This window comes from Streptomyces sp. NBC_00414 (assembly GCF_036038375.1).
In the GTDB taxonomy this organism is placed as follows: domain Bacteria; phylum Actinomycetota; class Actinomycetes; order Streptomycetales; family Streptomycetaceae; genus Streptomyces.
On the sequence record NZ_CP107935.1, the window covers coordinates 8,573,825 to 8,593,156 of the forward strand.

At 72.6% G+C, this 19,332-nt stretch carries 19 protein-coding genes and 1 riboswitch; of the genes, 16 read left to right on the forward strand and 3 right to left on the reverse strand.

Going from position 1 to position 19,332, the window contains the following annotated elements:
• Positions 1-21: 21 nt before the first annotated feature.
• The gene (locus tag OHS59_RS37335) at positions 22-1,170 is read right to left on the reverse strand and encodes a cation diffusion facilitator family transporter (RefSeq protein WP_443061563.1); all 1,149 of its coding nucleotides are present in this window, start codon (positions 1,168-1,170) and stop codon (positions 22-24) included.
• 128 nt (positions 1,171-1,298) lie between these two features.
• Here OHS59_RS37335 and OHS59_RS37340 point away from each other — a divergent pair, with 128 nt between their 5' ends.
• The 3 genes from OHS59_RS37340 (at position 1,299) to OHS59_RS37350 (ending at position 3,720) form a co-directional block, all read left to right on the forward strand.
• Complete coding sequence (locus OHS59_RS37340) at positions 1,299-1,658, forward strand: ArsR/SmtB family transcription factor (RefSeq protein ID WP_328497746.1); 360 nt, start codon at positions 1,299-1,301, stop codon at positions 1,656-1,658.
• A gap of 194 nt (positions 1,659-1,852) precedes the next feature.
• The gene (locus OHS59_RS37345; RefSeq protein ID WP_328497747.1) at positions 1,853-2,650 is read left to right on the forward strand and encodes a VOC family protein; all 798 of its coding nucleotides are present in this window, start codon (positions 1,853-1,855) and stop codon (positions 2,648-2,650) included.
• Positions 2,651-2,835: 185 nt separating this feature from the next.
• Positions 2,836-3,720, forward strand: a complete 885-nt coding sequence (locus tag OHS59_RS37350; protein WP_328497748.1) for an MHYT domain-containing protein — start codon at positions 2,836-2,838, stop codon at positions 3,718-3,720.
• A gap of 39 nt (positions 3,721-3,759) precedes the next feature.
• Here OHS59_RS37350 and OHS59_RS37355 read toward each other — a convergent pair whose 3' ends face one another.
• Complete coding sequence (locus OHS59_RS37355) at positions 3,760-4,167, reverse strand: CoA-binding protein (RefSeq protein ID WP_328497749.1); 408 nt, start codon at positions 4,165-4,167, stop codon at positions 3,760-3,762.
• A gap of 359 nt (positions 4,168-4,526) precedes the next feature.
• Positions 4,527-4,713, forward strand: a riboswitch (cobalamin riboswitch).
• 67 nt (positions 4,714-4,780) lie between these two features.
• Between OHS59_RS37355 and OHS59_RS37360 the strand changes: the two genes are divergently transcribed.
• The 8 genes from OHS59_RS37360 (at position 4,781) to OHS59_RS37395 (ending at position 14,112) form a co-directional block, all read left to right on the forward strand.
• On the forward strand, positions 4,781-5,806 hold the full coding sequence (locus OHS59_RS37360) for an ABC transporter substrate-binding protein (protein WP_328497750.1): 1,026 nt from the start codon (positions 4,781-4,783) through the stop codon (positions 5,804-5,806).
• Positions 5,807-5,817: 11 nt separating this feature from the next.
• Entirely contained in the window at positions 5,818-6,843 is a 1,026-nt protein-coding gene (locus OHS59_RS37365; protein ID WP_328499507.1) for a FecCD family ABC transporter permease, read from the forward strand.
• Entirely contained in the window at positions 6,840-7,727 is an 888-nt protein-coding gene (locus tag OHS59_RS37370) for an ABC transporter ATP-binding protein (RefSeq protein ID WP_328497751.1), read from the forward strand. Before OHS59_RS37365 ends, OHS59_RS37370 begins: the two co-directional genes overlap by 4 nt.
• 46 nt (positions 7,728-7,773) lie before the next feature.
• Entirely contained in the window at positions 7,774-8,580 is an 807-nt protein-coding gene (locus OHS59_RS37375; RefSeq protein WP_328497752.1) for a hypothetical protein, read from the forward strand.
• On the forward strand, positions 8,577-9,152 hold the full coding sequence (locus OHS59_RS37380) for a SixA phosphatase family protein (protein WP_328497753.1): 576 nt from the start codon (positions 8,577-8,579) through the stop codon (positions 9,150-9,152). The genes OHS59_RS37375 and OHS59_RS37380 overlap by 4 nt, the downstream gene beginning before the upstream one ends.
• A 73-nt stretch (positions 9,153-9,225) precedes the next feature.
• Positions 9,226-9,852, forward strand: coding sequence for a YigZ family protein (locus OHS59_RS37385; RefSeq protein ID WP_328497754.1), 627 nt, complete (start codon positions 9,226-9,228; stop codon positions 9,850-9,852).
• Positions 9,853-9,920: 68 nt separating this feature from the next.
• Positions 9,921-11,084: an exonuclease SbcCD subunit D gene (locus tag OHS59_RS37390; RefSeq protein WP_328497755.1), complete on the forward strand. Its 1,164-nt coding sequence runs from the start codon at positions 9,921-9,923 to the stop codon at positions 11,082-11,084.
• 28 nt (positions 11,085-11,112) lie between these two features.
• Positions 11,113-14,112 (forward strand): SMC family ATPase, encoded by a 3,000-nt coding sequence (locus OHS59_RS37395; RefSeq protein WP_328497756.1) that lies wholly within the window; start codon positions 11,113-11,115, stop codon positions 14,110-14,112.
• A gap of 75 nt (positions 14,113-14,187) precedes the next feature.
• Here the strand turns inward: OHS59_RS37395 and OHS59_RS37400 are convergent, their stop codons facing one another.
• Positions 14,188-14,634 (reverse strand): Lrp/AsnC family transcriptional regulator, encoded by a 447-nt coding sequence (locus tag OHS59_RS37400; protein WP_107018741.1) that lies wholly within the window; start codon positions 14,632-14,634, stop codon positions 14,188-14,190.
• Between the two features lie 95 nt (positions 14,635-14,729).
• Here OHS59_RS37400 and OHS59_RS37405 point away from each other — a divergent pair, with 95 nt between their 5' ends.
• The 5 genes from OHS59_RS37405 (at position 14,730) to OHS59_RS37425 (ending at position 19,329) form a co-directional block, all read left to right on the forward strand.
• On the forward strand, positions 14,730-15,212 hold the full coding sequence (locus OHS59_RS37405) for a rhodanese-like domain-containing protein (RefSeq protein WP_328497757.1): 483 nt from the start codon (positions 14,730-14,732) through the stop codon (positions 15,210-15,212).
• Between the two features lie 167 nt (positions 15,213-15,379).
• Positions 15,380-15,904: an immunity 21 family protein gene (locus OHS59_RS37410; RefSeq protein WP_328497758.1), complete on the forward strand. Its 525-nt coding sequence runs from the start codon at positions 15,380-15,382 to the stop codon at positions 15,902-15,904.
• A gap of 138 nt (positions 15,905-16,042) precedes the next feature.
• A complete protein-coding gene (locus OHS59_RS37415; RefSeq protein WP_443061564.1) occupies positions 16,043-16,951 on the forward strand; it encodes a helix-turn-helix domain-containing protein in 909 nt (302 codons plus the stop codon).
• A 172-nt stretch (positions 16,952-17,123) separates the two neighbouring features.
• Positions 17,124-17,987 carry an ABC transporter ATP-binding protein gene (locus tag OHS59_RS37420; RefSeq protein WP_328497759.1) on the forward strand — a complete coding sequence of 288 codons (864 nt, stop codon included), beginning with the start codon at positions 17,124-17,126 and terminating at the stop codon, positions 17,985-17,987.
• Between the two features lie 274 nt (positions 17,988-18,261).
• Positions 18,262-19,329, forward strand: a complete 1,068-nt coding sequence (locus OHS59_RS37425; protein WP_328497760.1) for an iron-siderophore ABC transporter substrate-binding protein — start codon at positions 18,262-18,264, stop codon at positions 19,327-19,329.
• Positions 19,330-19,332: the final 3 nt, after the last annotated feature.

Sequence of the window (19,332 nt, forward strand, 5' to 3'; positions counted from 1 at the left end):
GACCTCCGCCCGGCCTCCGGGTCAGCCCGTCGTCGTGTGGTGGGCCAGCGCCAGATGCGGGTCCGACTCGCCGGGCGCGGGTGACGGGTCGGCGTGCACCAGGGCCGCGGTGAGGCCCGGTACGGCGTGCAGCAGGGCGTGTTCGGCCGCGACCGCCACGCGGTGGGCCTGCCGTACGCTCGCCTCCCCGTCGACGACCACGGCCACCTCGGCGCGCAGCCGGTGGCCGATCCAGCGCAGCCGCAGCTCACCGATCCCGTGCACGCCCGGCACCTCCCGCAGTGCCCGCTCGGCCGAGTCGAGGAGCGCCGGGTCGACCGCGTCCATGACCCGGCGGAACACCTCGCGCGCGGCGTCACGCAGCACCAGCAGCAGGGCCGCCGTGATCGCCAACCCGACCACCGGGTCGGCGAGTTGCCAGCCGATCGCCGCGCCGCCCGCGCCCAGCAGCACGGCGAGCGAGGTGAAGCCGTCCGTCCGGGCGTGCAGTCCGTCCGCGACCAGCGCGGCCGAGCCGATCTCGCGGCCGACGCGGATGCGGTAGCGGGCCACCCACTCGTTGCCCACGAAGCCGATGACGGCCGCCGCGGCGACCACCGGCAGATGCTCGACGGGGCGCGGATCGAGCAGCCGGTCGATCGCCGTCCAGCCCGCGAAGACCGCGGAGGCCGCGATCGTCAGCACGATCACGAGTCCGGCCAGGTCCTCCGCCCGGCCGTAGCCGTAGGTGAAGCGGCGTGTCGCGGCCCGCCGGCCCAGCACGAAGGCGATGCCGAGCGGTACGGCGGTGAGCGCGTCCGCCGCGTTGTGCACGGTGTCGCCGAGCAGTGCCACCGAGCCGGAGACGGCGACGACGACCGCCTGCGCCACGGCGGTCACGCCGAGGACGGCCAGCGAGATCCAGAGCGTACGGACACCCCGGGCCGAGGACTCCAGGGCGGAGTCGACCTTGTCGGTGGTCGCGTGGGAATGCGGAGTGAGGAGGTGGGTCAGCCTGTGCCGGAGCGGGTGCCCGGACCGGGACGGGTGCCCCGAGCCGTGCGCGTGGCCGGGACGGCCGTGCGCGTGGCCGGACGTGGGCGCCCGGTCGGGTGCGTGATCATGCCCGTACCCGTCCTCCCCATCCCCGTACCCGTGGTCGTGCCGGTGCCCGCCCTGCTCGGTGCTCACACGTTCCCCTTCCCGGGACTCCGGTGCGCTCGGTGGACCCGGACCCGGACCTGGCCGGGCCCTGGACCCGGATCTGGCCCCGATGTCACTCGATGGACTTGCCCGGCCCACCGCGCCATTATGTGCGTATGAGCGCACGCATGCACCTGTCACCTGCGCACGATGAGCATCCGCGCACGCCGGGCGAGGAGCAGTTCGCCCTGGCCGCCGAACTTCTCGCCCTCCTGGGGGATCGCACCCGTCTCGTCCTGCTGCACTTTCTGGCCGAGGACGAGGCGGACGTCACGACGCTGACGGAGCGGTGCGGCGCCGCCCGCCCGGCGGTCAGCCAGCACCTGGCCCGCCTGCGGCTGGCGGGCCTTGTCAACACGCGCAAGGAGGGCCGCCGGGTGATCTATTCGCTGCGGGACGGGCATCTGCGCCGGGTCGTGGACGAGGCGCTGAATCTGGCCGACCACCGGCTGAGCGACAGGCCGGCGCACGATTGAGCGGTCCTGTCCGCCGTCCTGTTTCGGGTGCGGCCTCTGGGTACTCGGGGCGTGAGAGCCAGCCTGCCTCCGGGCGGGGGAGGCGCGACCGGGGGATGCTGAGGAGGCGGAACCACGGCACGGCCCGGCGAGTTCTTCCGGCGCCGTCGGCCGTCCGCCCACACCCCTCGGCACGATTCAGGAACGGTACTGCCATGAACCGCGACGCAAGAGTCCGAAGCGACGTCGTCTCCAGCCATTCGGTGGCGGGCGCCCCGTGCTGGGTCAGCCTGACGGCGCGCGACCAGGAGACCTCCGAGGCCTTCTACCGGGCGGTCCTGGGCTGGCGGTTCCGGACGACCTCACTGATGGACCGCTTCCGGATCGCCTACGCGGACGGGGTGCCCGTCGCGGGCATCGCGGCCGTGGCCACGATGTGGCAGATGGCAGTCGCCTGGACCCCGTACTTCGCCGTGGACAGTGCCGACGAGGCGGTGGCCCGGGGCCAGGAGCGCGGTGGCACGACGGCGGTCGGGCCCATCGGCTTCCCGCCGGGCCGGGCGGCCCTGCTGGCGGACCGCGACGGAGCCGTCTTCGGCATCTGGGAGGGCCAGCTCGTCGTCGGCTGGGAGACCTGGCGGCGGGCCGCCCCCGCCTTCCTCAGGCTTCACACCCGCAACGCCTTCGACGCCGCGATGTTCTACGGCGAGGTGCTGGAGTGGGCGACCTCGCGGCCCGGCTGCTGCGAGGTGCACTACGACGGGGACGAGGTGGTCCTGCGCAGCGACGGCGCCGTGGTGGCCCGTATCCACTCCGGTGCGGTGGAGGCCGCTCCCGACCCCACGATCCGGCCGCACTGGCAGGTCCACTTCCCGGTCCCGGACGTGGAGGCCTGTGTCCGTGCGGCGCTGGCTCACGGGGGCACGGTCCGGGACGGCGCGACCACCACGGAGGCGGTGCTGCGGGATCCCGACGGCGCGCAGTTCACGGTGACGTCGAAGCCTCAGCCGTGAGTTCCGCGGCCGGCGGATCGCGCCACCAGAATGATTCCTTCCGGCTCAAAGAAGCCTATTCATGACCGGAAGTGACTGATAAAGAATCGGGTTGTCTGTCAATTGCACGAAACCCCTTGCTGCCGCCCCGTCACGGCACGTACATCTGTCCCCGCAACAGTCGTATTCCGGGGGGATGTTGGCATATGCAAGGTACGGTCGACGGATTCAGCTATGGAACGGTCACACCGGTCACGGCTTATGTGATGGCCTGTCTGGGAGCCGCCCTGGGACTGCGTTGCATCACCCGCTCCCTGCGCAACGACAAGTCGTGGAAACCGGGTTGGCTCGCGCTCGGGGCGGCTTCGATCGGCTGCGGGATCTGGACCATGCATTTCATCGCCATGATCGGATTCCAGGTCGAGGAGAGCCGTATCCGCTACGACGTCGGCCTGACCGTGCTCAGCCTCGCGGTGGCGATAGCCGTGGTAGGTATCGGCGTCCTCGCCGTCGGCTATCGCGGTGCGAGCACGACGACCCTGGTCATCGCGGGCACGTTCACCGGCCTCGGGGTCGCGGCCATGCACTACATCGGCATGGCCGCCATTCGCCTCAACGGCAGCCTGCGGTACGAGGTCCGTACCGTCGCGCTCTCCGTCCTGATCGCCGTCGTCGCCGCGACCGCCGCGCTCTGGGCGGCGGTCGCGATCCGCGGCTTCCTGACCAGCCTGGCGGCGAGCCTCGTCATGGGCGTCGCCGTGACCGGTATGCACTACACGGGCATGGCGGCCGTCAGCGTGCACCTGCACGGTGCGGCCGGCTCGCCCGACGTGGGCGACTCCGCCCACTCGCTGCTGCTGCCGATGCTCATCGGCCCGGTCCTCTTCCTGGCGCTCGCGGGAGTGGTGGTGATGTTCGACCCGATGCTCGTCCTCGGGGACGGCGACTGGAACCGGACCGCGTCCCGCCGCCGGGGGCCCGGCCCGCGCACGGAGCCGCCCGCCTGGTCCGGCTCGGCGTTCGAGGCCCCGCCGAAGGCGACGGACCGGCGCGCGTACGAGCCCGGTGCGCCGGGGCGGCGCAACGGGTGAACGCTGCCGGGACGGCCCAGGAAGGTCAGCCCATCCGGGTCAGCCCAGGCGGGGGATCTCGATCGCCGGGCAGCGGTCCATGACCATGTCGAGGCCGGCCGCGCGGGTGCGCTGGTACGCGGCCTCGTCGATCACGCCGAGCTGGTACCAGACGGCCTTGGCGCCGATGGCGACGGCCTCGTCGGCGACGGCGCCGGCCAGGTCGCTGTTGACGAACACGTCGACCACGTCGACCTCGAAGGGAATGTCCGCCAGGGAGGCGTATCCCTTCTCCCCGTGGACCGTCTCGGCCTTCGGGTGGACGGGGATCACGCGCTTGCCGTAGCGCTGGAGCACGTCCGCGACGCCGTACGCGGCACGGCGTTCGTTCGACGACAGGCCCACGACGGCCCAGGTGTCGCCGCTCTCGGTGAGGATCTTGCGGATCGTTGCCGGGTCGCCGTACACGGTGGGCCTCCTGCGGGTGTGAGTGTGTCTGGGCCCGACAACAGCGGGGGTGGCCCGGTGATTCCCGACGTCGGGCAGGCGCCCCGTCCAGTTCATGGGAGGGGGTGGGGCTGCGGGCCTGGGCGGGGTGCGGCCCGGTGGGGGTTGTTCACGCAGTTCCCCGGGCCCCTGGCGGTGTGCAGTTCCCGTGCCCTGAAAGGGGGCCCCTGACGCGGCGGTGATCAACAGAAACTCTGCGTTGCTTCGGCGATGGGTGCGACGTGCGATGGGTGCGATGGGTGCTGCGGGGGAGCCGTGCGGCTGCCGCGGGACGGGAGCCGGAGCCCTGCGCCACTGCCGAGTGGCCCCGAAAGCCGCCGTGATAGCTTGCGAAAGCCAGTCGAACCCATGTACGTGGGTCAGGGAATCCGGTGGAAATCCGGAGCTGACGCGCAGCGGTGAGGGTGACGGGCGTGGCATCGGCCACTGGACCGGATCGACGGTCCGGGAAGGCGCCTCGTCCGGATGAACCCGAGTCCGAAGACCTGCTGGCGGCCTCCGTGGTCCCGAGACGGCGGGGGAGCACCGTACGACCGGGCTTCGCGTTCGAGCCCTCGACGTCTGAGGAACTTCCGTGCCCATCGCACGCCCCGCCCGCCCTGCCGCCCTGCTCATTTCCGGGGTCATCCTGTTGACCGGCTGCGGCGGCGCCTCGCCCGCCGACGGCAAGGCCTCCGAGGCCGCCGTCACCCTGGACAACTGCGGCCACACCGTCCGCGTGGAGTCCCCGCCCCGGCGGGCCGTCTCCCTCAACCAGGGCACCACCGAGATCATGCTCTCGCTGGGCCTCGCCGACCGTATGGCCGGCACCGCCACCTGGACCGACCCGGTCATGAAGGGCCTGGAGAAGGCCGACGCGAAGGTGAAGCGGATCGCCGACAACAACCCTTCCTTCGAACGGGTCCTGGACGCCGACCCCGACTTCGTCGCCGCCTCGTTCGAGTCCACGCTCGGCAAGGGAGGCGTCGCCACCCGGGAGCAGTTCGAGAAGCTCGGCGTACCCGCGTACGTCTCGCCCTCCGACTGCGCGGGCAAGGACAACACCGGAGACGGCGACGGCGCCCGCAAAAAGCCTCTCGGTATCGACGCGATCTACGGCGAGATACATGATCTGGCCGAGGTGTTCGGCGTGCAGGAGCGGGGCGACAAGCTCGTCGCCGAGCTGAAGCAGCGCATGAAGAAGGCCACCGCGGGCGTCGACGCCTCGGACGTCTCCCTCCTCTACTGGTTCGCCAACTCCGAATCGCCCTACATGGCGGGCTGCTGCGGCGCCCCCGGCATCATCACCCGGGCGTTCGACGCGAAGAACGTCTTCGACGACACCCACGAGGAATGGCCCCAGATCAACTGGGAGACGGTCGCCGACCGCGACCCCGACGTCCTCGTGATCGGCGATCTGACCCGCAAGTCGCAGACCGCCGAGTCCGCGAAGAAGAAGATCGAGTTCCTGGAGTCCGACCCGGTCACCAAGAACTTGACCGCCGTCAGGAAGAAGCGGTACGTCCTGCTCAGCGGGCAGGCCATGAACCCGACCATCCGCACCGTCGAGGGCGTCGAACAAGTGGCCGCCGCCCTGCGGGAGTTCGGGCTCGCCGGGTGACTCGCGAGGCGATGCGCGGGGCGACACGGCCGCGCGTGGGGCTGCTGTGCGCGGCCGGTGTGGCACTGCTCGTCGCATCCGTAGCCGTCGCGATCACCATCGGTCCGGCGGACATCCGCGTGGCCGACGTCTGGTCCGTGGTCGCGTCCCATCTCGGCTGGGGGAGTACGGAGCTGAGCCCCATCCGGGACGGGATCGTCTGGCAGCTGCGGCTGCCGCGCACCCTGCTGGCCGCCGTCTGCGGGGCCGGGCTCGCGGTGTGCGGCGCCGTGATGCAGTCCCTGCTGCGCAACCCGCTCGCCGACCCGTTCGTCCTCGGGGTGTCCTCGGGAGCCTCGACCGGCGCGGTCGTCGTGGTCGTCCTCGGCGCCGGCGGCGGCCTGGTGTCGGTCTCCGCCGGAGCGTTCCTCGGAGCGCTGCTGTCGTTCGGACTCGTGCTGCTGCTCAGCCACACCCTCGGCGGGACGACGGACCGGGTGGTGCTCAGCGGGGTCGCCGCGATGCAGCTCTTCTCCGCGCTGACCTCGTTCGTCGTGATGACCGCCGCCGACGCCGAGACCACCCGCGGCGTGCTGTTCTGGCTGCTCGGCTCCCTGGGCGGGGTCGGCTGGACCGACGTCTGGGTCTGCCTCGCGGTCCTGGTGGTCGCGCTGGCGGTCTGCCTGGCGTACGCGCGCACGCTGGACGCGTTCGCCTTCGGGCAGGACGCCGCCGCGAGTCTCGGGGTGTCCGTGGCCCGCACCCGGCTGGTGCTGCTGTGCGTGACGGCGCTCCTGACGGCCGCGCTCGTCAGCTCGGCGGGCGCCATCGGCTTCGTCGGACTCGTCCTGCCGCACGCCGCCCGGGCGCTGGTGGGCTCCGGTCACGCCCGGCTGCTGCCGGTCGCCGCCCTCGCCGGGGCGGTGTTCCTCGTGTGGGTGGACACCCTGGCCCGTACCGTCCTCGACCCCCAGGAGGTGCCCGTGGGCGTGGTCACCTCACTCATCGGCGTACCGGTGTTCGTGCTGGTGCTGTACCGGACACGGAGGACGCGATGACGGCCGAGCGCATCGAAGACGTCGAGTGCGGCGTCGGCGTGGAGGGCGTCGGGAAGGGGGAGGCCGTCCCGGCTGCCGGGCTCCGGGCCCGGCGCGTGACCCGTACCGCCGACGGGCGCGTCATCCTGGACGGCGTCAGCATCAGTCCCGCCCCGGGTACCACCGTCGGCCTCCTCGGTCCGAACGGCTCCGGCAAGTCCACCCTCCTGCGCCTGCTCTCCGGCGTCCTCGCCCCCGCCTCCGGCGTGGTCACCCTCGACGGCCGCCCGCTCGCCGAACTGGGCCGCCGCGACATCGCCCGCCGTATCGCGGTCGTCGAGCAACAGGCGGACACCCAGGTCGAGCTGAGCGTCCTGGACGTCGTACGCCTCGGTCGTACTCCGCACCGCCGCGCCTGGACGCCCCCGTCCCCGGCCGACGAGGAGGCCGTGCGCGAGGCACTGGACCGCACCGGCCTGGCCGACCGCGCCCACCAGTCCTGGCACACCCTGTCCGGCGGCGAACGCCAACGCGTGCAGATCGCCCGCGCCCTCGCCCAGGAACCCCACGAACTCCTCCTGGACGAACCGACGAACCACCTGGACATCCAGCACCAGCTCGACCTGCTGGGCCTGGTCACCTCGTTGCCGGTCACCAGTGTCGTCGCTCTGCACGACCTCAACCTCGCCGCGATGTACTGCGACCGGCTCGTCGTCCTGCGCGAGGGGCGCGTGGTGGCCGTCGGGACACCGGCCGACGTCCTCACGGAGAAACTCATCGCCGAGGTGTACGGCGTGCGGACCGCCGTCACCCGCGACGGTTCCGACGGCCGGCCGCACGTGCGTTTCCTGGGCACCGTGAGGCGGACCGCGCCCCCGGAACTCGCGAACACGTGTCCGGAATGATGTCGGCATCCCTGCGCGCGGCCTTCCACACGCCTACGCTCAGCCCGTGCTGCGTATCACCGACGCCCGAACCGGCGACTCCGTCACCGCCACCCCGGCCCGCCGGGGCCTGACCCGCGTCGAGGCGCATGTGCCGCGCCCCGACACCACCGGCCTGCGCGTGCTCCTGATCGCCGATGTCCTCGTACGGGCACTGGAGATCGGCGGGACGCCCGTCTGGACCGTCCTGACCGGCACGGAGGGACGCGCGGAGCTCCGGGCCCGGGCCAGGGCGCTCGGCATCCGCCCGTTCGAGGACGAACGGGACAGCAGCCCCGGCCTCGGCGAGTCCCAGGTACTGCGTGTACGCGGCCCGGACGACGAACGGGTGGGAGACGAGCCGGCGGATGGCGGCCCCACTTCCGAGGCGGCGGCGGCCGGTGGGACCACGACCGGCGGGAGGGCGGGCGGGCTGCGCGTCGAGGTCGCCCCGGCCGACATCGAGAGCGGCGTGGCGCGGGACGACGAGAACGCCACGGCCCTGCGCCTCGCCCTGCTCGCCCGCCCCCGCGGTGAAACCCTGCGGCTCGGCGCGGCCGACCTCGCGGAGGCCGAGGACCAGCTGAAGCGCTGGCGGGGCGCCGTCGCCACCTGGGCCACCCGGCCCTCAGGACCCATCCCCGACCCCGTACGGGACCAGCTGCGCGCCGCGTGGGAGGACGACCTCGACGTACCCGCCGTACTGGGCGTGCTGCGGAAGGTGGAGACGTCGGGCACCGTTCCGGACGGGGCCCGCTTCGAGACGTACGCCTACGCGGACCGGCTGCTCGGTCTTGAGCTCACCCGGGACATCGGCCGCGGGGCTCCGGCGTGATCGCGCGCGCCGGAGCGGGCCCGCTGCGGCGGCTGGTGGTGCTGCGGCACGCCAAGTCCGCCTGGCCGGACGGCGTCCCCGACCACGAACGCCCGCTGGCGTCGCGCGGGCGCCGGGACGCCCCGGCCGCCGGGCGCGTCCTCGCCGACGCCGACTGCCTGCCGGACCTCGCGCTCTGCTCCACCGCCGTACGCGCCAGGGAGACCTGGGAACTGGCCGCCGCCCAGTGGGGTACGCCCCCTCCGGTACGCCACGACGCGCGCCTGTACGCGGCCGATGTGCCCGAGTTGCTGGAAGTCGTGGGCGAGGCCCCGCCGGAGGCCGAGACCCTGCTGATCATCGGGCACAATCCCGGCCTGGAGGAACTCGTCCTCACGCTGGCCGCGGACAGCCTCGACGACGCTCTGGACGACGTCCGCGTGAAGTTCCCCACCTCGGCGATCGCGATCCTCGCCTGGCACGGCAGCGGCTGGGCGGGACTCGGCCCCGGCACGGCACTGCTCACGGACATGATCGTGGCGCGCGGCAAGAAGGCGCGCGGCGAGAAGGGGCACCGCGGGCGGGGGTGGTAGGCGGGCGGTGCCGCTCACCGGGACCGTCGGCCGGTGGTCGCACGCGTGTGCGCGGCACGCATACGCTGGTCCGATGCAGGACGAGTACCGCACCGTGGCCCGCGCAGGGGTGCACGAGACCGAGATCAACCGCTCCCGTTTCCTCTGCGCACTGGCACCGGCGGCCACCGAGCGGGAGGCCCAGGACTTCGTCGCGGCCGTCCGCAAGGAGCACGCGGACGCGTCGCACAACTGCTTCGCGTACGTCATCGGCGCCGACGCCTCCGTACAGAAGGCGAGCGACGACGGCGAACCGGGCGGCACCGCGGGCGTCCCCATGCTCCAGATGCTGCTGCGCCGCGACATGCGCTACGTGGTCGCTGTCGTCACCAGGTACTACGGAGGCGTCAAACTCGGCGCGGGCGGTCTCATCCGGGCCTACGGCGGCGCGGTCGGAGAAGCACTGGACACCCTCGGCACCCTCATGCGCAGACGCTTCCGGCTCGCGACCGTGACCGTCGACCACCAGCGGGCGGGCAAGGTGCAGAACGAGCTGCGGTCGACCGGCCGCGAGGTGCGTGACGTGCGCTACGGAGAGGCGGTCACCATCGAGATCGCACTGCCGGACGCCGACGTCGAGGCTTTCCGGAGCTGGCTGGCCGATGTCACGGCCGGGACAGCAGGGTTCGAACCGGGTGGAGAGGCGTACGGGGACGCATAGGCCGCACATCGGGCTGATACGGGAGTAGCCGCCCGTGATGTCCGACCCGGCCGTTAGTCTCGGGGATCATGAGGCTTCTGCACACTTCCGACTGGCATCTGGGCCGGGCGTTCCACCGGGTGAACATGCTCGGCGCCCAGGCCGAGTTCATCGGTCACCTCGTCACGACCGTGCGCGAGCGCGATGTGGACGCGGTGGTCGTGTCGGGGGACGTGTACGACCGGGCCGTGCCCCCGCTGGCCGCGGTCGAGCTCTTCGACGACGTGCTGCACCGCCTGGCCGGCCTCGGCGTACCGACGGTGATGATCTCCGGGAACCACGACTCCGCGCGCAGGCTCGGCGTCGGCGCCGGGCTCATCGACCGCGCGGGCATCCACCTGCGGACCCAGCCCGCGGCCTGCGGCACACCGGTGATACTGAAGGACACCTTCGGGGACGTGGCCTTCTACGGACTGCCGTATCTCGAACCGGCGCTGGTGCGGGACGAGTTCGGAGTGGAGAAGGCGGGCCACGAGAGCGTGCTCGCCGCCGCCATGGACCGGGTGCGCGCCGACCTCGCCACGCGGGCGCGGGGCACCCGTTCCGTCGTCCTCGCCCACGCCTTCGTCACGGGCGGCGAGGCCAGCGACAGCGAGCGGGACATCACCGTGGGCGGGGTCGCCGCCGTCCCGGCGGGCGTCTTCGACGGGGTCGACTACGCGGCGCTCGGCCATCTCCACGGCAGCCAGACCATCACGGAGCGCGTGCGCTACTCGGGCTCCCCGCTGCCGTACTCCTTCTCGGAGACCGACCACCGCAAGAGCATGTGGCTGGTCGACCTGGCGGCCGACGGTTCGGTGGAGGCGGAGCGCCTCGACTGTCCCGTACCGCGCCCGCTGGCCCGTATCCGGGGGGAGCTGGAGGAACTGCTCGCCGATCCGGAGCTGGCGCGTCACGAGGAGGCGTGGGTCGAGGCGACCCTCACCGACGCGGTGCGTCCAGCCGACCCCATGGCGCGGCTCACCGAGCGGTTCCCGCACACACTCAGCCTCGTCTTCGACCCGGAGCGGGGGCCCGACGACCCCGACGTCTCGTACGCCCGGCGGCTCGCGGGACGCAGCGACCAGCAGATCGCGGAGGATTTCGTGGCCCATGTGCGTGGCGCCGGTCCCGACGAGCGGGAACAGGCCGTGCTGCAGGACGCGTTCGACACCGTCCGCGCCGACGACACGGTCCGCGAGGTCGCCAGGTGACCGCCACGCTGGACTTCGAGGGGGCCCGATGAGGCTGCACCGGCTGCACATCACCGCTTTCGGGCCCTTCGGCGGTGCCCAGGAGGTCGACTTCGACGACCTGTCGACCGCCGGACTCTTCCTGCTGCACGGGCCGACGGGCGCGGGCAAGACCTCCGTCCTGGACGCCGTCTGCTTCGCGCTGTACGGCTCCGTGCCGGGCGCCCGGCAGGGCGGTTCGCTGCGCAGCGACCACGCGCTCTCCGACACCCGCACCGAGGTGACACTCGAACTCACCGTGGCCGGGCGGCGGTTGGAGATCACCCGGCAGCCGCCCTTCGAGCGTCCCAAGCGGCGCGGCACGGGCACCATGACGGAGAAGGCGCAGAGCTGGCTGCGCGAGTACCACGCGCCCGCCGGCTCCTGGAAGGACCTCAGCCGTTCCCACCAGGAGATCGGCGAGGAGATCACCCAGCTGCTCGGCATGAGCCGTGAGCAGTTCTGCCAGGTCGTGCTGCTGCCCCAGGGCGACTTCGCGCGCTTCCTGCGGGCCGACGCGGAGGCCCGCGGCAGGCTCCTCGGCCGTCTCTTCGACACCCGGCGCTTCGCCGCCGTCGAGCAGAGCCTGGCCGAACGCAGGCGCACGGCCGAGACACAAGTGCGCGCCGGGGACGCCGAGTTGCTCGCCGACGCCCACCGGATGCAGCAGGCGGCCGGTGACCTCGTCGAGCTGCCGCTCCCTGAGCTCACGCCCGGTGAACCGGGACTGGCCGAGGCCGTCCTGGAGTGGGCGGCGATCAACAGGAGCACGGCCCGCGAGAGATTCACGATCGCCCACTGCGCACAGGCGGCCACCGACTCGGCACAGGCCGCCGCGAGCCGCGTACTGGAAGACGTACGCGAAGTGGCGCGGCTCCAGCGGCGGTTCGCCGAGGCGCGGGAGCGGGCCGCCCGGCTGGAGGAGCGCTCGGGGGCCCATCGGGAGGCCCGGACACGGATGGAGCGGGGTCGCAAGGCCGAGGCCGTGGCCCCCGCGCTCGGGCTGCGCGAGGCCACCGAGGCCGAGCACCGGCGGGCGGCCGACGCCGAGGCACGCGCGCGTGCACAGCTGTCCCAGGCCTTCTCCGAGGTCTACGCCGAGGCCGGGGCCACGGGTCTCGCGGCCGCCGCCCGCAAGGCCGCCGAAGAGCTGGGCGGACTGGAGTCGGCCCGCCGAGGTGAGCAGCGGCTCGCCGAACTCGCCACCGAACGCCACGTGTTGGACCGCCAGGAGCGGGCCGACGAGGACGTGCTGCACGACGCCGAGCAGTGGCTCTCCGAATGGGAGACCACCAGGTCCGGGCTCCAGGCCCGTATCGAGGCCGCGCAGGAGGCCGCCACCCGGGCCGAACAGCTCGCCGTCCAGCGCGAACCGGCCCGGTCGCGGCTGGCGGCCGCCCGGCTGCGCGACCAGCTCGCGGGGGACACCGACAAGGCCCACGCGCGCGTGCTCGCCGCCCGCGAACAGGCGGCGGACGCGCGCACCCACTGGCTGGACCTCAAGGAGCAGCGGCTCAAGGGCATCGCCGCCGAGCTGGCCGCGGGCCTCGTGGACGGTGAGGCCTGTGCCGTCTGCGGCGCCACCGAGCACCCCGCTCCCGCCCGCAAGGTCGACGGACACATCGACCAGCGGGCCGAGGAGGCGGCTCTCGCCGCGTACCAGGGCGCCGACGAGCGGCGTGCCGAGGAGGAGCGGCGGCTCGGGGTGGTGCGCGAGGCACTGGCCGCCGCGACCGCCGAGGCGGGAGACACGCCCACCGGCCGACTCGCCGAGCAGGCCGAGGAGCTGGAGCTCCGACACGCCGAGGCGCGAGGCGCGGCCTCGGGGCTGCACGCGGCCAGTGAGGCGCTCCGGCAGGCCGAGCACGAGCACGGGCGCCGGCTCACCGCCCACCAGGAAGCCGCCGTGCGCGGTGCGTCACGGACCGCCCGCAGAGACGCCCTCGCCCGTGAAACGGTCACCCTGGAAGAGGAGTTGGCGCAGGCCAGGGGATCGGCGGGCAGCGTGGCCGAGCGGGCCGCCCAGCTGGAGCGGCAGGTCTCGACGCTCACGGAGGCCGCGGACACCGCGCGCGTCGCGGCGGACACCGCGCAGCGGCTCAAGGACGCCGACGCGCGACTCGCCGACGCGGCCTTCCGCGCCGGGTTCGACACGCCGCAGGCCGCCGCGGCCGCCCTCCTCGACGACGTGGCCCACCGGGAGCTGCAGCGGCGGCTCGACGCCTGGCAGCAGGAGGAGGCGACGGTCCGCGCGGTGCTCGCGGAGGCCGAGACGGCCGCCGCCGCACACCAGCCGCCCGCCGACGCACGGGCCGCCGAGCAGGCCGCCGCCGTGGCCGTCCGGCGGATGCGCGAGGCCGCCTCCGCGCGCGACGAGGCGGCCCGCCGCTGCACGGAACTGGACCGGCTCACCCACCGGGCCGTCACGTCCGTGCGCCGCCTCGGACCGCTGCGCGACGAATACGACCGGGTGGCCCGGCTCGCGACACTGGCGGCGGGCACCTCCGCGGACAACGAACGCAGGATGCGCCTGGAGTCGTACGTCCTCGCCGCCCGTCTGGAACAGGTCGCGGCGGCGGCCACCGCCCGATTGCAGCGCATGTCCTCCGGGCGGTACACCCTCGTCCACTCCGACAACCGGGCCGGGCGCGGCCGCAGCGGGCTCGGACTGCACGTCGTCGACGCGTGGACCGGGCGCGAGCGTGACACGGCGACGCTCTCCGGCGGCGAGACGTTCTTCGCCTCCCTCGCGCTCGCGCTGGGCCTCGCCGACGTGGTCACCGACGAAGCGGGGGGTGTACGCCTCGACACGCTCTTCATCGACGAGGGCTTCGGCAGCCTCGACGACCAGACGCTCGACGAGGTCCTCGACGTACTGGACTCGCTGCGGGAACGGGACCGCAGCGTCGGCATCGTCAGTCACGTCGCGGACCTGCGGCGCCGCATCCACGCGCAACTGGAGGTCGTGAAGGGGCGGTCGGGGTCGGTCGTCCGGCAGCGGGGCGGCTGAGGCGTTCGGGCATCGGCGCCGGCGCGTGGCGGGTCGCCGGGCGGCGGGCAGGAGGCGGGACGGACGGTCGGGGCTTCAGCGGCCGAGCGGGCGCCGTGGCAGGGGCGACGAGTAGACGACGCTCGTCGTCACCGAGCCGAGCGTGCCGATCCTGCCCGACACCTCCTCCAGGTGACTCATCGAGCGGGTCGCGACCTTGATCACGAAGCAGTCGTCGCCCGTGACGTGGTGCGCCTCCAGGATCTCGGGGGTGGCGGCGATCAGGTCGTGGAACGGCTTGTAGTTGCCGTTCGGATAGCGCAGCCGCACGAACGCGAGGATCGGCAGGCCGAGGCTCTCCGGGTCCACGACCGCCGCGTACCCCTGGATGACGCCCGCCTCCTCCAGCCGCCGCACCCGCTCGGTGACCGCGCTCGCGGACATGGAGACGGCGCGGGCCAGCTCGGCGAAACCGGTGCGGCCCTCGCGCTGGAGGACTTCGAGGATGCGCCAGTCGGTGGCGTCCGGGGAATACGCGGTCATGGTCGAGGAATAGCAGGGGAATCCCCGGCCGATCAAGCCCGAGGCCGGGGATCGCTCCTTCAACGGGGTGTGTCACCGGCCGTAGATTTCGGGGCATGAAGAGCAGCACCGTTCCCCGTAACCCCGTTCTGCGCGTCGCCCCGGCGTCGCCCGCCGCGGCCGTCGCCCACTTCGCGGCGAGCCTCGCCTTCCACGCCGACGTGTCCGACGTCGCCGCCGCGCTGGCGGCCGACGGCGACCCCGGCTTCGTCGTCGTCGACTCCCGCTCCACTGAGTCCTGGGACCAGGGCCATGTGCCCGGCGCCGTCCATCTGCCCACCGCCCTCGTCCCCGAACAGGCCGGGCAACTCCTCGACAGGGCGGTGCCGGTCGTCACCTACTGCTGGGGCCCGGGCTGCAACGGTGCGGCCCGCGCCGCCCTCGCTCTCGCCGAACTCGGCTTCCAGGTCAAGGAGATGCTCGGTGGGTTCGAGTACTGGGTGCGCGAGGGCTTCGAGTTCGAGACCTGGGAGGGCCGCGAGCGGCGGGCCGCGGACCCGCTGACGGCGCCGGCCGGAACGGACGACTGCGGCTGCTGAGGACCGTTCGGCACAGGTGCCGCAGGCCGTGCGGTGGGCCCGTAGCGGGCCCGCTACGGCCGCGCGGCGTCCCTTCTGCGGACCGCACGGACTCAGTCGCGTATCAGCTCGGCGGCCGGGCAAAGGAATCGTCAACTACGGTCCGCCCGGGCGTGTAGTTTCTGTCCATGTCGAGTTATGCGGACCCCAGTTCGGTCGAACAGGTCGAGTGGATCGAGTCGGGCGGTGGACCGCTCATAGCGATACCGGAAGTGGTGCTGCCGTTCTGGACGGGGGCCGACGGCGACGAGCTGGCCTCCGACTACGACCGGGCGTGTGAGGTGGACGGCTTCGTCGGTCTGCTGCCCGTCGGCAACACCACGGCCCTCGTCCTCGGTGACGAACCGGCCGCCACCTCCTACCTGCCCGAACACGGCACATTCGTACGGTGGTCCGCCGGCGACTCGGAGCGTGAGCTGCTGGCCGGGGTCCCGGCCGCCCTCGACACCGCCGCGTGGGGGCGCGAGGTGTACTGGGAGGTGCCCGGGGCCGTCGTGCTGTTCGACGCGGCCTGGCCGGGAGCGGGGTCCACGAGGGCGGGGCATCTGCGGATCGCCCTCGAACCGGGCCGGTACGCGGTGCGCGCGGCGCACGCCGAGCCGGGCCCGGAGACATGGATCGGACTCGTCCAACTGAGGCCGCTGGGACGGTGAACAGGGGCGGCCCCGAAGAGCCGCGGGACGCCGGAGCGGCCGTGCGAGGTCGAAACGGCCGCGCGGTAGCGGTGGCGTACCGGTGCGTCGCAGGTCAAGGGGGCCTGGGGGCATGCGGGCCCCGGATAGACTCCTCGTATGGTCCGATCGTCCCGTGGTGACGCGAGCCCCGGGATGTGGCGGCGCGAGGCGGGCACCGTGGTGCTCCGGGTCCCGCCCTTCCCGGAGCGGGCGACAGCCCCTTTCGCCATCGTCGCCGGGCTGCAGGTGCCCCGCGTTCCCACGGAGTGGGCGCCGCACTCGCACCCCCGGCACGAGCTGGTCTGGGTACGCGGGGGAACGCTGACGTCACGGGTGGAGGACCGCGTCTTCACCGTGTCCGAGGGGCACGGGCTGTGGATGCCCGCCGGAGTGGTGCACGGGGGCCGGGCGACAGCGGGCGCGAAGTTCTACGAAGCCTTCTTCGCCCCCGACCGCGCGCCCCTGGCGTTCGCGTTCGAGGAGCCGAGAGCGATCGCGATGACGCCGTTGCTGGAGTCGCTGCTCACTCATCTGTCCCGTACGGATCTCGACGCCGCGGCCCGGGCACGGGCGGAGTCGGTCGTGTTCGACGTGCTCCAGCCGTCGGAACACCGGTTCGCGTTGCAGCTGCCCGGTGACGCCCGGATCGACGCGATCGCCGACGCCCTGCTGGACGATCCCGCCGACGACCGCTCGCTGGAGGAGTGGGCGCGGTGTCTGGGGATCAGCGACCGCACGATCACCCGCGCGTTCCGCCACGCGACGGGCCTGTCCTTCGCGCAGTGGCGGCAGGTGCTGCGCGTGCATCGGGCGCTGACGCTCCTCGCCGAGGGTTTCGACGTGACGACCGTCTCCGAGACGCTCGGCTACGCGCAGCCCAGCACCTTCATCGCCTCCTTCCGGAGGGTCATGGGAACCACGCCGGGCGCGTTCTTCGACGCGGCCGACGGCGCATCCGGGATCACCGCGGTCTCAGAGACCCCCGAGGGTGTCCGGAATCCCGTATTGCCTGTCCAAAACTCCTGATTGCCGACATGACAAGCGGAACATACGCTTCTCGAAGTTAGGCAACCCTTAGTTCCTGCTCGCCGTGCACGGTGCTGTCCGTGTGCGGGAGCGTCCGCTGCCCGGCCGGCGAAAGCCGGACGGAGGGTGCCGCAGCCCCTGCCCATGCCCCTGCGACCGTCCGGATTCCCTGATGTTCACAAGTCCCTTCCGGTACGCCGGTCGTCCCGTGGCCGACCCCGCCGTGCCGGTGGCCGCCCTCAACGGGCACGACCTGGTACTGCGGTACGGCGGCACACCGGTCGTCCACGGTGTCTCGCTGTCCCTGGCACCCGGGTGCGCGACCGCCCTGGTGGGGCCGAACGGCAGCGGGAAGTCCACGCTGCTGCGGGCGCTGTCCCGACTGCACCGGGTGGACGGCGGCCGGGTGACGCTCGGCGCCGCCGACGGACCGTCCGAGCGGGACGCGGCCCTGCTCAGTGCCCGTCAGTTCGCCCGCGAGGTCACGCTGTTCAGCCAGTCGAGGCCCGCACCCCAGGGGCTGACGGTCGCGGAGGTCGTGGCGTTCGGACGCCACCCGTACCGGCGCGGCTTCGCCGGACAGACCGCCGAGGACCGGACCGCCATCGACCACGCCATGGGCGTCACCGGCGTACGGGACATGGCCGGCCGGCCGGTCGGGGAACTCTCCGGCGGTGAGATGCAGCGTGTCTGGCTCGCGGCCTGCCTGGCCCAGGACACCGGCGTCGTACTGCTGGACGAACCGACCAACCACCTGGACCTGCGCTACCAGATCGAGACTCTCGACCTGATACGCGATCTGGTCGAGGAACACGGCATCGCGGTCGGGGTCGTACTGCACGACCTCGACCAGGCGTCCCGCGTCGCGGACACGCTGGTCCTGATGCGCTCCGGCCGCGTGCACGCGGCCGGCAGACCCGCCGACGTCCTCACCGCGCAGAACATCGGCGAGGTCTACGACATCCGTGTCGAGGTCGGCGTCGACCCCCGCACGGGCCGCCTCCGCATCGACCCACTCGGGCGACACCCTGCCTGAACCATCGGGCGACATCCCGCTGCCTCAACGGCCGAAACAGTCGGGTGACACCCCGTCTGGACGGTCGGGCGGCACCCCGCTCGGGCAGCCGGGCGGCACCGACTGAGGCGGCACCCCGCTGTACGGCGACACCAGTTGAGGCGGCACGTCCGCCGCCGCACCGCATTGCACCGCACCTCATCTCACCTCACCGCAGTGCACCCCATCGCATCGCGTCGCAGTGAATCCCAGCCGCGACGCGTCCCACCGCAAGAAACAAGAAAGAGGACCGTTCATGAACCGTGCCCGTCTCCTGGCGGCGTCAGCCTCGACAGGGCTCATCGTCCTGGCCGCAACGGCCTGCGGTACGACCGACGTCGACGACAAGGCCGAGGCCGCCGGCACCGCGAGCGCGTCGCCCGCGTCGAAGAGCTGTGCCCAGGACACCACGACCACCTCGACGGAGCCGGTCTCCTTCAAGGACGGCGTGGGCCGGACGGTCAAGCTCGACAAGCCGGCCGAACGGATCGCCGTACTGGAATGGCAGCAGGTCGAGGACGCGCTGACCCTGTGCGTCACTCCCACCGCGGTCTCCGACGCGAAGGGATACAGCACCTGGGTCAGCGCGGAGAAGCTGCCCAGCGGGGTGACCGACATCGGCACCCGTGAGGAGCCCGACCTCGACACCCTCTACGCGGCGAAGCCCGACCTCATCGTCGTGGAGGCGTTCGACGCCGACGACGAGACCATCGCGAAGCTGGAGAAGCGAGGCGTCCCCGTGATGGCCACGCGGGGAGCGAACCCCAAGGACCCGATCGGGAACATGCGCGAGGTGTTCAGCATGATCGGCGAGGCCACGGGCCGCACCGAGCGTGCCGACCAGGTGCTCAAGGAGTTCGACAGCCACCTCGCGGCGGCGAAGAAGCAGGTCGAGGACTCCGATCTGCCGACGAAGGACTTCCTGTTCTTCGACGGATGGCTGGAGGGAGGCAACCTCACGGTCCGCCCCTACAGCGACGGCGCCCTGTTCACCGAGATAGGCAAGGAGCTCGGCATGAACCCCGCCTGGACGGCCGACGTCAACAAGGCCCACGGGGACGGGGGCGTCGACAAGTCCTACGGCCTGGCGCAGACCGACGTCGAGGGACTCACCTCGGTGGGCGACGCCAACCTCTTCTACGCCAACGACGAGGGGGCCGGGGGATACGTCGCCGCGCTGGAGAAGAACCCGCTGTGGAAGTCCATGCCGGCCGTGAAGGAAGGCCGCTCGCACGCGTTCCCTGCGCGGGTGTGGGGCGCCGGCGGTCCGCGTTCCTGCGCACAGGCGATCGACGCCTACGTCGACGTACTCGACAAGAAGTGAGCA